This is a genomic window from Halalkalicoccus sp. NIPERK01, assembly GCF_030287405.1.
Lineage (GTDB): Archaea > Halobacteriota > Halobacteria > Halobacteriales > Halalkalicoccaceae > Halalkalicoccus.
Genome location: NZ_JASVVV010000001.1, coordinates 947445 through 960404 on the forward strand (window position 1 = coordinate 947445; position 12960 = coordinate 960404).

Genomic DNA, 12960 nt, shown 5'->3' on the forward strand with positions numbered 1-12960 from the left:
GTAACATGGTATTAGATACCTCCGCTTCCGAGTTCTTTTTCGAGCCGTTCCATCACCGAATTACCGGCTTGATCGGGGTCTTCCGAGCGAACCTCGATGTCGATGTCGTAGGTGTTGTTTTCCGATCTGCCTGATCCCGAGCTGTTGGCCACCTTTGCCAGCCCCTCGAGGCGACTCACCTCGGCCGTCGTCAGGACCTGCTCGCCGCGGTCGACGACCGCCGGACCCGTCCGCTCGATCCGGCCGCCGGTGTTGAGTCGGGGCAGGCTGAGTGAGCCACCGCCGATCGTCTTGCCGGCGACGGTCGCACTCGGGAGCGACACCGAGCTGGGGACGGCGCTGTTGAACGCCGATTTCAGCGCGCTGGCCGCGGCCGATCCGGCGTCGCGGAACGCCGAGCCAAGCGCGCCGGCGATGTCCCATCGTCCGATCCAGTCGAGCAGGCCGTTCAGGAGGTCTTTGGCGCTGTCAACGGCATTTTGGAAGCCGTTTTCCATCGCCGTGCGGAACTCCTCGATCTGTGAGACGGCACTTGATCGGAGGTCCTCGAACAGCCCGATGACGTCGGCAACGAAGCCCTGAATGAGGCCGAGCACCGCGTCGATCGCGTTCTGGAAGGCGTTCTCGATTGCGGTGAGCATATCGGGAACGATCGAACTGCCGACCAGCCGCTGATAGAGGTCCTCGAAGAACCCGATTATCTCGCTGACAAGAGTGTCGACATAGCCGATCAGGACGTCGACCCATCCCGAGATGAGCCCCTCGATCCGATCGGTCGTCCGAGTGACGAACGCGAGGATCGTCTCCCACGCGCCCTCCCAGTCGCCGCGGATGAGCTGCAGGCCGACCGTGATGACCGTCGCGATCATGTCGATGGCCTGCTCGATGACGGTGACGATCGTCTCGAAGATCATCAGGACGGTCGCCATGATGTCGGCGCCCCAGGTGTCCCAGAACTGGCGGACGGCGTTGAGCGTCGTCTGGATGACTGTCTGAATCGCCCCAAGCGCGGCTGTGATCGTCGCCCGAAGCGGCGGCCAGATCGCCTCGGCCACCGTGCGGATCGCCGGCCAGACCGTGTTCCACACGGCTTGGATCGCGGTGAGCGTCGTTTGAATCGCCGTTTGGATCGCACCGATCGATGTCTCGACTGCAGTCCGAATCGGCGGCCAGACTGCGTTGATCGTCGCTCGGAGTTCCGGCCAGATCCGGTTCCACACACCGCGGATCGCAGTGAGCGCTGCCTGGATGGCGGTCTGAATCGCTCCTACGACCGTCTCGATCGCCGTTCGGATCGCGGTCCACGTCGTCCGTGCATCCGAGAGGATCCGCTGGCCGTGCTGGTTCCAGGCATCCCGGATCCGCTGCACGTAGGGCTGGATGAACGACCAGATCGCCGAGACAGCCGTGACGATCGCAGATCGGACCCGGTTGAAGATATCCCGGCTTCGCTGAATCAGCGGCTGCAGGTACGTCGTCCATAGTCGCCGAATCGTGTTCAGCCCGGTGTTGATGACCGTCTGAACCGATTGCATCCCGGTCCGGATGATCGGCCCGATCGTGTTCCAGACCGTCCTGACGACGCCGGCGAACGTCTGCCAGACGTTCCAGGCCGTCCGGATGGCCGCCATTCCGGTTCGGATCGCCGTCCGGATCGCTCCGAGAGCGGTTTCGACCACGGACCGGATCTGCGGCCATACTGTCTGGATAACGGCCTGCAGCGTCGGCCAGACAGCGTTCCACACTGATCGGACGGTGCTGAGTCCGTTCGTGACGGCCGTTCGGATCGCACCAAGCGCCGTCTCGACGGCCGTGCGGACCTGCCCGAAGATCTGCCGTGCGCGGGCGACGAGTGGCTGGAGGTAGGTCGTCCACGCGGTCTGCAGCGCCGCGAGAACAGCCGTGACCACAGTTCGAACGCCGTCCATCGCCGTCTGTACGGCGGGCTGGAGGCGAGCCCAGATCTGTCGTGCGCGGGCGATGGCGTCGGCGGTCGCCTGCGCCAGCCACTGAATCGTCGCGACCAGGACGTCCGCGATCAGCGTCGCGACCCGCGAGACGATAGGTTCGACCCGCGCCGCGAATGCAGAAAAGACGTTCCGGAGCGTGTCGATATAGCCGGGCCCCTCGCTGCCGAGCCACGACAGCAGGGGCTGGAGGGCAGCACGAACGGCCGCGACGACCCGCATCGTCTGGTCACGGATCCCGCCGAAGTTCGTCGTCCACGCGGCGGCGAGGGCAACCGCGGCGGCGATCACCGCGCCAATCGCGATCGTCACCGGATTGAGGGCGGCAATGACCGTCCCGATCAGGCTGGCCGTCGTCGCGATCGGGGTCGCCAGCGCACCCAGCACGGTCGCGAGCGTCCCGAAGCCCGCCATCACGGGTCCGAGGATGGCCGACAGCCCGCCCATCATCGAGACGAGCGAGCCACCGGCGACGATCAGTCCGCCGAACAGCCCCGTAATGAGCGTGATCGCGCCGGCCAGCCCGCCCGTCGATTCGTTGAAGGCCGCGAACCGCGAGAGCAGCGTGTTGACCATCTGGGCGAGGGTCGTCAGCGCCGGGAGGAGCTGCTGGCCCGTCGAGATGGCGAGGTTCCGGAGGTTGTTCTTCGTGATCTGCACCGTGGATTTGAACGTCGACATCGCCGTCTCGAACTCGGCGGCGAGCGAGCCGCCCTCCTCGAACTGCTGTTTCGACGTCTCGAGGGCGCGGTTCGTACTGTCGAGATTGTTCGAGAGGCCCGCAAGCGCCTGCCGGGAGGTCGTCGACAGGACGGCTCGGAGGTCGTCGGCGGCCTGCCCACCCTCGCCCATCTTCTGGGCCATCATCTGGATGACCGCCGTCGGGTCCTCCTTGCGCATCGTCTTGAACTCGCCGGCGGTCATCCCGAGCGCCTGCGCGATGTTGTTGACCTTCTTGGGATCCATCAGCTCCTGGGCCATCCGGCGGAGCTGGGTCCCGGCCACGCGCGCAGAGGGCGAGACCTCGTTCATCGAGGCGTTCAGCGCGAGGATGTCCGACGAGGACATCCCCATGTTCGTCAGCGCACCCGCCGAGCGGGTCGCGGCGTCGGTGATCTCGCTCGACGAGGTCGCCATCGTGTTCGATAGCGCATTCGTCGCGTCGCCGATCGCCCGGGCGTTCTCGATGGGCTCGTTCATCAGCGTGGTCATCCGGGCGAACGAGTCGGCCGCCTGCTCGGCCGTGAGGTCCGTTGCCGTCGCCATCTCGCCGACAACCTGCGTGAAGTTCTGGATGTTGTCCGTGCCTGTGATTCCGAGACGCCCCGCCTGCTCGGCGATCCCGGCGAGTTCGGATTGGGCGAGAGGCATCCGCGAACTCATCTCTTGAATCGCGGTGCCCATCTCCCGGGCGGTCTGTGGATCGGTGACCTTCTCGAGCTCCACCATTTGCTGCTCGAAGTCGGCAGCGGCGGACGTTGCGGCGGCCAGTCCGCCAGCGCTCACCGCCGCGAGCGCCCCGCCGGCGAGCCCGACCTTTGTCTTGAAGTCGGACACGGCGCTGCCAGCGCCGGCCATCTTGGACGTGAACGCCGAGACGCCATCGGCCTCGACGCGACCGGTTAGAACGTACTCTCCTGCGGACATGATGAGTTACTTATTTGAGGATTCGAAGTGTTTTGATCAGCGTACGAACGATGAGTGAAAATCCGAGTGTCGAGTGGATCCACGACCAACTACGGGCGAACGGCTGGGACGACGAGGCGATCGAGCAGGGCAAAGCATTTCGAAACGCGAACATCGTCGGCGGGATCGGCGGCCTCCTCTGTATCTTCGTGATCGGCATCCCGATCGGCCTGCCGCTGGTCGCTTACGGACTCTATCGACGGCGGCAGTTCTCCGACGTCGGCGAGGAGTATCTCGATGCCCGGAAGGAACTCGAACGCGAGCTCAAGCGCCGGAAAAAGAGCGGTGAGCCCCGCTTTGAGGACGTCGGCGACGGCTGGTTCGAGGATCGTCTGCCGCAGTAACAGTAGTTCGCTATCCTCCTGACTCCCAGTAGTCGATATTCACTGGGCCGTGATTCGGACAGCGGACTGGAAAGTCATCTTCCAGTTTGTTCCCACAGCGAGGGCAGTACGCGATCTCGTCGCTCGTCTCGTCGAAAATGTCGTCAGCTATGGCACTCATGTGTAGTTACCTGGCGTTCGGTGCGGTCGAAGGTGGTCCCGTCGCATCCTGTTGGTAGGCGCTCGCGGTTTCACCGCTGGTTTTCGAGCGCTTCTGTTTGCGCCGCTGGCGCTCGCGTCGTTTCTCGGAGCGCCTGTGCCCTTCCTGGAGCTGCTCGATCTCGGGCATGAGCAAGCGATAGATCCCATCGTAGGTGTAGCCCTTCTCGTGGAGGAAGTCGACCAAGTCGGCCTCCTCGAACTCGTCGAGCGTCGCCGTCGCTTCTTCTTCTGCCGATCCCGCTTCAGGCGCCATCGCCCGCGGCTCGGGGATCTCGTAGCCCTCATACAAATCCTCAGTGTCGTCCGTCAGGTCGTCGGCCTCGCGTTCGGATGCGAGTAAGCCCGATGCGGAGACGATCGCGTACTCGAGGAGATCGGGGACGCCCGCAGCCATCTGCCGGACGTCCGCCGGGCCGATCGTCTCGAAGCCCGCGATCGAGCGCCGAAAGAGAGCGGCGAGCATCCGTGGTGTCCGCTCGCGATTATCGTAAAACCGAATCGAATCGCCGTACTGAAGCGGGCGGACGTAGAGCTCGCCGAGTCCCGTGATCGGTGCGCGACGCTCGATGACGTGGCCCTGTGCATCGCGGGCAGCGCGACCCTCGACGGTAATGCGCTCGTCAGGGCTTAGTTTCCCATCTCGGGGACGATCTGATTGAAGAACTCGTCGTAGTAGCCCGCCGGCGACTTGCGATAGTCCTCGACGGTGAGGTCGAAATCCGGCGAGACGTACTTCTCGTTCAGGAGCTCGACGATCGCCTCAACGCCGAAGTCAGTCGAGTCAGGATCGTCGGGTGCTTCCTCGAGGTACTCCTCGAAGTCGCCCTGGGTGACGAGGTAGGCCGCGGCCTCGCGTTCCTTGCCGCGTACCTTCGGGAAGACCTTGACCGGGTGATCGGGGACGCGAACGGCCCGCGGGTCGATGTCGGACTCGAAGTCCTGCGGGGCGCGCTCGTAGTCGCCTGTGGTCGTGGACTGTCGAACCGGCTCGGCGCTGGTTTCGTGCGAGGGTTCGTCGCGCTGGTCTGGATCATCGTGCTGGTCAGTCATGGATTCGCTGTTGCTACTCATGGATTAGATCATGCGCCGCTGCCGGCCGTGCTGATCTCGAGGGCACGGCCGCCGTCTTCGCCCTTCTGCGGGAGGATCGTGAACTCGTTCTCGGTGTTGTTCTCCGTCGCGCTCGACTCGAGGTCGGTCTCGGAGACGACCGCGTTGATGAGATCGAGGTACTCGTCATCCGCTCGATTGAAGATGATCCGCGTGTCCTCTCCCGTCCCGGCGGCCTGTTCGTGCTGCATGGCCTGCGTGACGGTCTCGCCGCTTGCGGTAACGGTGGCCTCCGGTTCGAACATCGCGTGATGCTGGACCTGCTCGCGCCCGCCCGACGGAGTCCGCTCAACGTTGTTGCCGAATTCGAACTCGACGGATTGGACGCCGCCGACGTTCTCGAAGGTCTGGCCGACGGGCCGTTCGAGGCTCATGTTGTTCGGATGGTAGAACGGGAGCTCGCCCTCGGCGGTCGTCGGATCCTCAGCGTGCGAGCCCGCACCGAGCGCCGGGATACCGGGATCGCCGTAGGTGGAGCCGTACTCGTCGGAGCCCCACATGACGGCCAGCCACTCGCCCTCCTCGGGCGTCTCGGCCGATCCGTCGTTGATGGCGATCACGATGTTGCCGGCGTAGTCATGTCCGGCGTCGCCGTCGATCACGTCGCCGTCCGCGTCCGCGATCTCGATCGCATCAAGATCGGTGAACGTCGCCGTCGTCGAGACGGGCGTCGTCGCATCAGCGCCGTCGAGCGTGAGGGTTTCCGAGGTCTCAGCGCCCTCATCCTCGATCGTGACCTCTAGGCCCGTGTCGCCAGCATCGGTGCTGTGGATGACGAGCTCGGTCTCGGCATTGGGTTGGTCGATCTGATAGGGCCGGGCGTGCTCAGCGGGACAAGTGAGCTCGACCATCCACGTCGACTCGCCACGTTCGCAGGTGAGCGTTCCCTCACCGACGTCGACGCCCTTCATGACCGAGTAGGTCCGCGAGGCCTTTCCGGTCGACTCGCTGCCGTCGCTCGCGCTGTCGGGGTTGTACCGGGCGTCGACTGTCGATCCCGGTTGGGCCTTCGGCGTACTCGTATCGTTATCGACGAGGCCGTACGTGGTCCGAGCGACGAACGTCAGGCTCGAGGGCAGGATGTTCGCGATGCGCTGCATCCCGTAGGCTGCCATCTCTTGGGGATCGCCGTTGCCGTCGACGAACCAGCGATTGAGTGCGTACTCGATCTCCAGTTCTGGCGATTCGAGTAGCGGCGTGCGCCGGTAATCGACGTCCCCGAGGCCGGCGTCCTCGCTGTACTCGACCGGCATCGAGGGATTAAGTGTTTCAACGCGAGGGGAGACGAGCTGCCAATCGGGATCGGCAGGACTCTCTCCTTGCGTGGGCTCTGCGACGTATTCGAGGCGGGAAGGTCTGATCCCGCCGCTGGATAGGATTGTCATTCGTTGTCACTTCCGAAATCTTGTTTGCTGACGACGCGGGCGGCTTGCTCCTCGATCGACTCTGACTCGTCTTCTACCTCGCCCGAGTCGACCGGCTCGATCGATGGGTACTTCTCGACGAGCGCCTCGCCGACCTTCTCGCGGACGGTCGAGACCGTGCCGTCGTCCTCGTCGAACCGGACCGTGTAGTCGGCCGGCATACACTCCGCGTCGTGGAGCGTGGTCGTGCCGCTGCTCGCGGCGGTGTTCCTGATCTTCATGATATCGGTGACGTGTTAGCGTTCCGGCGGATCGTCGTGGATCGTGTACGTGACCTCACAACGGCCGATCCACTCGACGGTGGGCCGGTCGGTGTCGGGCGTCACCCGAGGACGGGAGCAGGCGACGTCCGTCACGAGCAGCTCGCCGGTCGCCGAGTCCATGATCCCCTGGGCGTTGTCGTGTATGATCTCGCGAACCTCGAGGCCGATCCGCTTGGCGAGTAACTGGGGGTGCTCGGGGAGATCGTCCTGTGCGCCAGTGAAGACGTTGCAGTCGATCCGCCCGCGAGAGGTCTGGATCGGGCCCGCGCCCGTAGCTTTGATCGCCGAATACCCATCGCCACCGGTCGGCATCTCCGAGACGTCCCGGAGGGCGATCTGAGGGTCTGGGCCGTTCTCGTCGTACGTTCCCAGCGTCACGTTGAGGTGTTTCCCGTTACCCTCCGAGACCGTGGGATCGTAGCCCGCGGCGTTCGCGGAATTCCACTCCGAACGGAGCAGGTCGCCCAGTGCGACGCGGACGCTACCCTCTCGGAGGTCGGTCTGCTCGGTGCTCATGTTAGGAGGTCACAGTCGAGCAGGAGGACACCGTTGTGTTCGTCCATCACGCGCAGGACGCGATAGCGGTCCCCCGAGTCCTCGTCGACGATCTCGGTTGCCTTGCGATCAGTGGCGTTCCCGTTCGTGAACGCGCCTTTGCCGTCGGGGTGATCGGTCGGGTCGACAGTTACGGTCGCGTCGCCCGTTATCTCCCGGCCGCCGGAGCTTCGGATGATGTTCGGGGCCGTCCCGACCTCGACGCGGATCGTCAGGGAGACGCCGTCGTCCTCAATCCAGCCGTCGTCGCCGCCACCCGAGTCGTCGTACCAGTCGCCTGAGCCGTCGTCGGCAGGCGCGTGGTTGTAGACCGTTCCGGGCCAGCCCGCCTGCTGATGCAGGTTGCGAACGGGGCTCTGGATGGCGTCGAATGGTCCCGATGGCATGGCGGTTAGAGTTCCTCGATTGTCCAGCCCGCTTTGAGAGTTCCAAGGTCGACCGGCGCGCGTTCCGTCGTTTCCTTGTGCCAGCGCAAGGCTGAGAGGCGCATGAATTCGTCTATCCCCGAGGCTTGAACGGCTATCTGTGCAAGCTGCGCCCGCGTCGCGTCCATTCCCGGGCGGAAATGAGGCGTCCCGGGCTGGTTCTTCGCCCCGAACTCCTGATCGTCGACGTAGTCGACAGTATTGCCGATCCGGTAGCCGTCCGTGTCGGGCGTGTGGTAGTCAATCATGTCCTCGAGGCCGTCCAGGAAGGCGGCCGTCCCAAGCAGTTGCATCCCAGCCATGTCAGTAGACCTCGAACGATGCAGTGGGTTTTTCAAGTGTTGCTAGCACCCCAGTGGGATCGAGCTGCTTCGCCCGACGCCAGAACGAGAGGGCGTTATCGTTGTCGAACGATATCTGAGCCGAGCCCTGCGTGATACTCGAGAGGTTTCCGTCGCCGTCGTCTTTCGCGTAGGCGGCGGCGATGAGTGCGCCGACGAGTTCCAGTCGATCGGCCGTAACGTTCGTCGAGGCAGCCGGCCGCAGGTCGTCGTTGACGATGGCCTCGGCCAGTCTGATCTCGATGCCATAGCTGTCGTCAGCGTCGCCATCGAGAATGTCGCGGACGTCCTCTGAGTTGACGGTGATCGGGTCGGCCATGAGTTACTCCTCGTCGTCGCTCTCCTCGTCTTCGTCGTCGCTTTCCTCGTCTTCGTCCTCGTCGTCGGGAACGTACGCAGTGCCGTAGGGCATGGAGATTACTCCTCCAGTGCGTCGATAATCGAACCTTTGCTTCGAAGGTCGATCTCGTCGGCGACCCTTCGCTCTTCGGCGAGTTCTTTGAGTTCGTCGTGAGTCAGCTCCTCGAGATCGCGATCGTCGCCTTCGCCGGCGTCCTCATCGCCGTTGTCGGGCTCGGACTCGACCGGACTCATGAGGTCGCTGTAGGCCCGGCGCTCGGCGTCGGTCGGCTCGAACGTCTCGCCCTGCTCAACGGGATCGTCCCGGCCGAGGGGCTTGCTGGCCGTCCACCGAAATTGATCAGCCACGGTGATCACCCGAGCAGGCCGGTTGCGTGGACGACGCCGGACTGCCTCTCCCCGCCGTCCTCGCCCATGTCGGACTTGATCCGGGGAGCGAACCCGCCGAAGGCCTTGACCTTCGTGACGAACGGGGTGTTCTCCCACTCGGCGGTGTCGACCGGGCCACCCTCGATCATCTTCCCGTCGATGACCTCCGAGGAGACGTCGACGAGGAACATCTCGCCGTCGGGGATCTTGTCCGAGACGACGATGCGCTCGATCGCGCTCATGTTGTTGATCTGCTGGGCCAGCCGCATGTTGTCGAAGTCCGGCGAGGGAGCCATCAGGACATCCTCGACACCGCCGGACATGTAGATCGTATACGGCCCGTAGTAGTTGTCCGCCTTCGCCCTTGAGATCATCTCCCGAACGTCTGGATCGACAGCGCTCGAGTCAGTCGACCAGTTCGAGCCGGGGTAGGTGTTCCGATCGGGATGGGTGCGAAGCCCGTAGATGTGGGCCTCGCGTCCGTCGGCGTCGACGATCGTCTGGCCCCAGCCTTCGACCGCGAACTCTTCCATCTTCTCGAGGACCGACCGGATCGACTTCGGGGCGTCGGTTCCGCGGACGTCGTGCTGGTCGCCCTCGCGGCGGTTGAAGCGGATGTCCTGGTGGATGATCGGGACGGGCGCGTACTTGGTCGCGTACTCGCTCGCCTGTTCATCGCCGAGGGACTCGGGGGCCATGTCGACCGCTGCCTCGCCGAAGGCGTTGGTCTCCTGCCACGAGGTGATAGTCGTCCCGATCCCGACCGTGTCGATCAGGCCGCGACCCTGCCAGTCGGCGACGATGTTGAGTCGCTCCTGAGCGACTGTGACCATCAGATCGTCGAGATCGTACCACGTATCCTCGGGAAGTGCCGAGGCCTGGGCCCGATACTGCTGGCGGGCGCGCTGGCCGGCGAGGACCGGCTCGGCGGCCGACTGCGCGCCGAAGTTCTGTCCGCCCGTCACCTGTGCGCCGCCGCTCATGCCGTTCCCGTTCATGCCTGCGCTCATGCGCTAATCACCTCGTGACGGACGGCCTCGGCACCGCCCGAGTTATCCGTCGATTCGTTCGCGTACGCGACGATCGCCGCGTCCTCCGTCCCGTCTCCAGCTGCGGCCTGAAGCGTGCCGTCGCCGGCGCTGACCAGCGGGTCGCCGTCCGTGACACTCTCGCCAGCCGCGAGGCGAGCTCCAGGGACCTTCGTTCCTGGCGAGGGGAACGCGTACTTGACCCGCTCGCCCTCATCGTTGTCGGCATCGTACGTCGCCGTGTGGTCGACCGTCTGGCCGAGCGATCGGAACGGGATAGCGAAGGCCGTGAAGCCAGGACCGCCCGCGGTCGAGTGGGGCTGGACCCGTCCGTCAGCAGCGTACTCAACGAGATGGCCCATCTCGACGTCCGCCGCTGCTTCGCGTTCGTGCGTCTGGTACTCGCCGGGCCCGGCGATAACGTTCGATCCCATTGTTAGTCAGCCTCCTCGAGGTAGCGGTCGCCAACGCCGATCGGGATGTCCGACCCGTCGTTGCTGTTCGACTGGGAGGACGCGCCGCCGGAGCGTCCGGCGTAGACGCCGCCGTTCGGGACGACGACCTCGGCATGGGCTTCGAGCTGCTCGGTGCCCCAGTCCTCGTAGTCCTCGGGGTCCTTGCCAGTGTGGGCGACGAGATCCTGGATGAGGTCCTCGCGCTTGTCTTCGGTCGCCTTTTGCGAGACGATCGTCTCGACGTCGTCCTCCGTGACCATCTCCTCGCGGAGGCTCTGCAGCTCCTCGAGGACGGCGTCGTCCGTGTCCGCGCCGTTGTCGTTGTTCGTCGGCGATCCACCGTCGTTGTTCGAGTTCGACGTGTCGAGACTTGCTTCGAGAGAGGCGAGGTCGTCCTCGTCCCACTCCTCGAGCGTCTCGGCGTCGAACGCGCTCTGTTCTGCGAGTTCTCTGATTCTGTCGTTCATGGTGTCCTCCGTATCGTTCGGATCCGATCCGCCGCCGTCGTGTGCGTCGCAGGTACCGCCACATCCGTCGCATGCCCCACCGAAATCGATCCCCAGATTCTGGAGGCGCTGGGCGCCCCACTGGAGAATCGACGTCGGCGCACCCGACTGTGTGTTCATGGCTGCCCCGGCCGCATCGTCGCGACCAGCGCCGCAGCCGTCCTCGATCGAACACTCGCCCGTCGAGTTCGGAAGGAGTGCGAGGTGATCGGGCTGGACCCCGACCTGGACGGCGTCGAACTCGGTGCCGTTGTGCTCTCCGTCCGCCTCGAAGCGCTGGTACCAGTAGCCGACCGAGACCTCGACCGTCTCATCGTCGAGCAGCATCTCGGCGGGATCGTCCCGATCGAGATCCTCGGCGACAGTCGCCGAGCGCTCCCGGTCGATCCACACCTCGCCTTCGAGGGCACGGCTCGCCGAGGACGCTTCGACGTCGAATAGCGTCGCAACGGCGTGACTCTCGAACTGCGCAGGACTCGAGGCCGGGACGAAGTCACCCGACTGGTTGGTCGGGTGGGTGATTGTCGATGGCTTCGCGTTCCACGCCAGTTGCGTCGCCTCGATCTCCTCGAGGGGAAGGAACTCCCCCTTCAGGACCATCTCCTGAACGAGAGTCACTGGTGCGACGACGTGTTCGCGACCTCGGAGGTCCTCAGTTCGGACCTCGTCAGCCTGGGCTGCGAGCGTGGCGCTCTGCGTCGCGTATTTGCTTTGCATATCTGTACGGAAACTGAAGCTCTGACCGCGATCGCGTCTACTGCGCGATTCGCCGGGGCAACCTCAGTACACGGCTCCGGCGGGCCGTGCCATCATCGGTGATCGTGTTATCCCGCGACGTCTCGGAGATCCGTCATCGGGAGGTCCACTGCAGCCGCCCGATCGCAGTGCCAACACCGAGGCCGTTCTTCAGCGAGTGGGATCCCACACTCGTCGCAGGCCAACGCCACTCGCTTGTCCTGCAGCCGGGCGCTGTTCGTCGATCCCTGCAGCGTCTCTTCTGCCAGGACCCAGGCGCACCGGCACTGCGGATGTACAGGAATGACTCCTCGCGCCTCCTGTAGCGAGAAGACACGGCCCTCAAGCCCAAGACAGATATCACAGACGCGGTTGTCGCCGGCAGTGGAGATCTCCGCTTTCGCCGAGACAGCTGCATCCTCGCCGAGAATCCGCTCGTACTCAGTCAGCGAGGACTCTGAGTGGGCCCGGATCACCTCCGTCCGGGCCATGACCGTCGCCCGCGTCTTGCCGACCTTCTCGACGCGGTCGTTGATGTTCCGGGCGATCTTGCGGGGCCCCTGCCCCTGGGCGAGTCCTTCAGTCAGCTCGCGGCGGATTTCCTGGCCCGCCGCCTGTGTGATCCCCTCGAGTTCCTCAAACGCCCGCTCGTACATGAGCGAGAGCTTGTCCTCGTGGATCGGGATCCGAAGTGTCTGCGCGGCGTTATCCTCCGGAATGGTCGCGCCGTAATCACGGAGTTGCTTGTCAGCGTGATCGATCCCACGACGGTAGCCGGTTCGTACGTACCGATCGCCGTTGTATTTCTCGAGGATCTCGCCCTCGAAGGCCTCGTCGAGCCAGTCGTCGAACGCCGCCGCCGCGTCAGCGTTGCTCGGGAAATCGAACTGGCCGGTGCCCGGGGTAAGGTCATCGTTCGTGTCGACCTGGACGCCGAACTCATCGGTATCGTCGCCCGCTTCGAGGTTGCTGATGTCCGGGCCCCCGAGTCCGAGAGCGTCGTTGTCGACGATTCCCCGGTTGACGTGATACTTGATCGCGTCGAACCGGCCACGGAGATGCTGGGCGAACCGCTTGCGTGGTGTCTTTGTCCTCGTTGGATCAGTCCGACGCTGCTCTTCGCGAGCACCGAATCGAGGTTGGCAGGCGGCGTGGTCGCAGTCCTGCCCGTGGCCAGCGTGAACGCTCATC

General features: G+C 64.6%; 15 protein-coding genes. 1 reads left to right on the forward strand and 14 read right to left on the reverse strand.

Annotated elements, in window-relative coordinates; translation table 11 throughout:
* Window positions 1-11 precede the first annotated feature (11 nt).
* Window positions 12-3614 carry a phage tail tape measure protein gene (locus QRT08_RS05100; protein WP_286044831.1) on the reverse strand — a complete coding sequence of 1201 codons (3603 nt, stop codon included), beginning with the start codon at window positions 3612-3614 and terminating at the stop codon, window positions 12-14.
* Between the two features lie 50 nt (window positions 3615-3664).
* On the opposite strand from QRT08_RS05100, the gene QRT08_RS05105 reads away from it, so the two are divergent.
* Window positions 3665-3997: a hypothetical protein gene (locus tag QRT08_RS05105; protein WP_286044832.1), complete on the forward strand. Its 333-nt coding sequence runs from the start codon at window positions 3665-3667 to the stop codon at window positions 3995-3997.
* A gap of 166 nt (window positions 3998-4163) precedes the next feature.
* On the opposite strand, the gene QRT08_RS05110 is transcribed toward QRT08_RS05105, so the two are convergent.
* From QRT08_RS05110 to QRT08_RS05170, 13 genes are all read right to left on the reverse strand, one after another.
* The gene (locus tag QRT08_RS05110; protein ID WP_286044833.1) at window positions 4164-4661 is read right to left on the reverse strand and encodes a hypothetical protein; all 498 of its coding nucleotides are present in this window, start codon (window positions 4659-4661) and stop codon (window positions 4164-4166) included.
* Window positions 4662-4825: 164 nt separating this feature from the next.
* Window positions 4826-5248 carry a hypothetical protein gene (locus QRT08_RS05115; protein WP_286044834.1) on the reverse strand — a complete coding sequence of 141 codons (423 nt, stop codon included), beginning with the start codon at window positions 5246-5248 and terminating at the stop codon, window positions 4826-4828.
* Window positions 5249-5277: 29 nt separating this feature from the next.
* Window positions 5278-6561, reverse strand: a complete 1284-nt coding sequence (locus QRT08_RS05120) for a hypothetical protein (RefSeq protein WP_286044835.1) — start codon at window positions 6559-6561, stop codon at window positions 5278-5280.
* 128 nt (window positions 6562-6689) lie between these two features.
* Entirely contained in the window at window positions 6690-6953 is a 264-nt protein-coding gene (locus tag QRT08_RS05125) for a hypothetical protein (RefSeq protein WP_286044836.1), read from the reverse strand.
* A gap of 15 nt (window positions 6954-6968) precedes the next feature.
* Entirely contained in the window at window positions 6969-7511 is a 543-nt protein-coding gene (locus QRT08_RS05130; protein WP_286044837.1) for a hypothetical protein, read from the reverse strand.
* Complete coding sequence (locus tag QRT08_RS05135; RefSeq protein WP_286044838.1) at window positions 7508-7936, reverse strand: hypothetical protein; 429 nt, start codon at window positions 7934-7936, stop codon at window positions 7508-7510. Before QRT08_RS05135 ends, QRT08_RS05130 begins: the two co-directional genes overlap by 4 nt.
* A 5-nt stretch (window positions 7937-7941) precedes the next feature.
* Entirely contained in the window at window positions 7942-8277 is a 336-nt protein-coding gene (locus tag QRT08_RS05140) for a hypothetical protein (protein ID WP_286044839.1), read from the reverse strand.
* 1 nt (window position 8278) lies between these two features.
* The gene (locus QRT08_RS05145; RefSeq protein ID WP_286044840.1) at window positions 8279-8635 is read right to left on the reverse strand and encodes a hypothetical protein; all 357 of its coding nucleotides are present in this window, start codon (window positions 8633-8635) and stop codon (window positions 8279-8281) included.
* Window positions 8636-8733: 98 nt separating this feature from the next.
* Window positions 8734-9024 (reverse strand): hypothetical protein, encoded by a 291-nt coding sequence (locus tag QRT08_RS05150; protein WP_286044841.1) that lies wholly within the window; start codon window positions 9022-9024, stop codon window positions 8734-8736.
* A gap of 5 nt (window positions 9025-9029) precedes the next feature.
* Entirely contained in the window at window positions 9030-10055 is a 1026-nt protein-coding gene (locus tag QRT08_RS05155) for a major capsid protein (protein ID WP_286044842.1), read from the reverse strand.
* Window positions 10052-10507: a hypothetical protein gene (locus QRT08_RS05160; RefSeq protein WP_286044843.1), complete on the reverse strand. Its 456-nt coding sequence runs from the start codon at window positions 10505-10507 to the stop codon at window positions 10052-10054. The genes QRT08_RS05155 and QRT08_RS05160 overlap by 4 nt, the downstream gene beginning before the upstream one ends.
* A gap of 2 nt (window positions 10508-10509) precedes the next feature.
* The gene (locus QRT08_RS05165; protein ID WP_286044844.1) at window positions 10510-11751 is read right to left on the reverse strand and encodes a DUF2213 domain-containing protein; all 1242 of its coding nucleotides are present in this window, start codon (window positions 11749-11751) and stop codon (window positions 10510-10512) included.
* A gap of 107 nt (window positions 11752-11858) precedes the next feature.
* Window positions 11859-12959, reverse strand: a complete 1101-nt coding sequence (locus QRT08_RS05170) for a phage head morphogenesis protein (RefSeq protein WP_286044845.1) — start codon at window positions 12957-12959, stop codon at window positions 11859-11861.
* Window position 12960 lies beyond the last annotated feature (1 nt).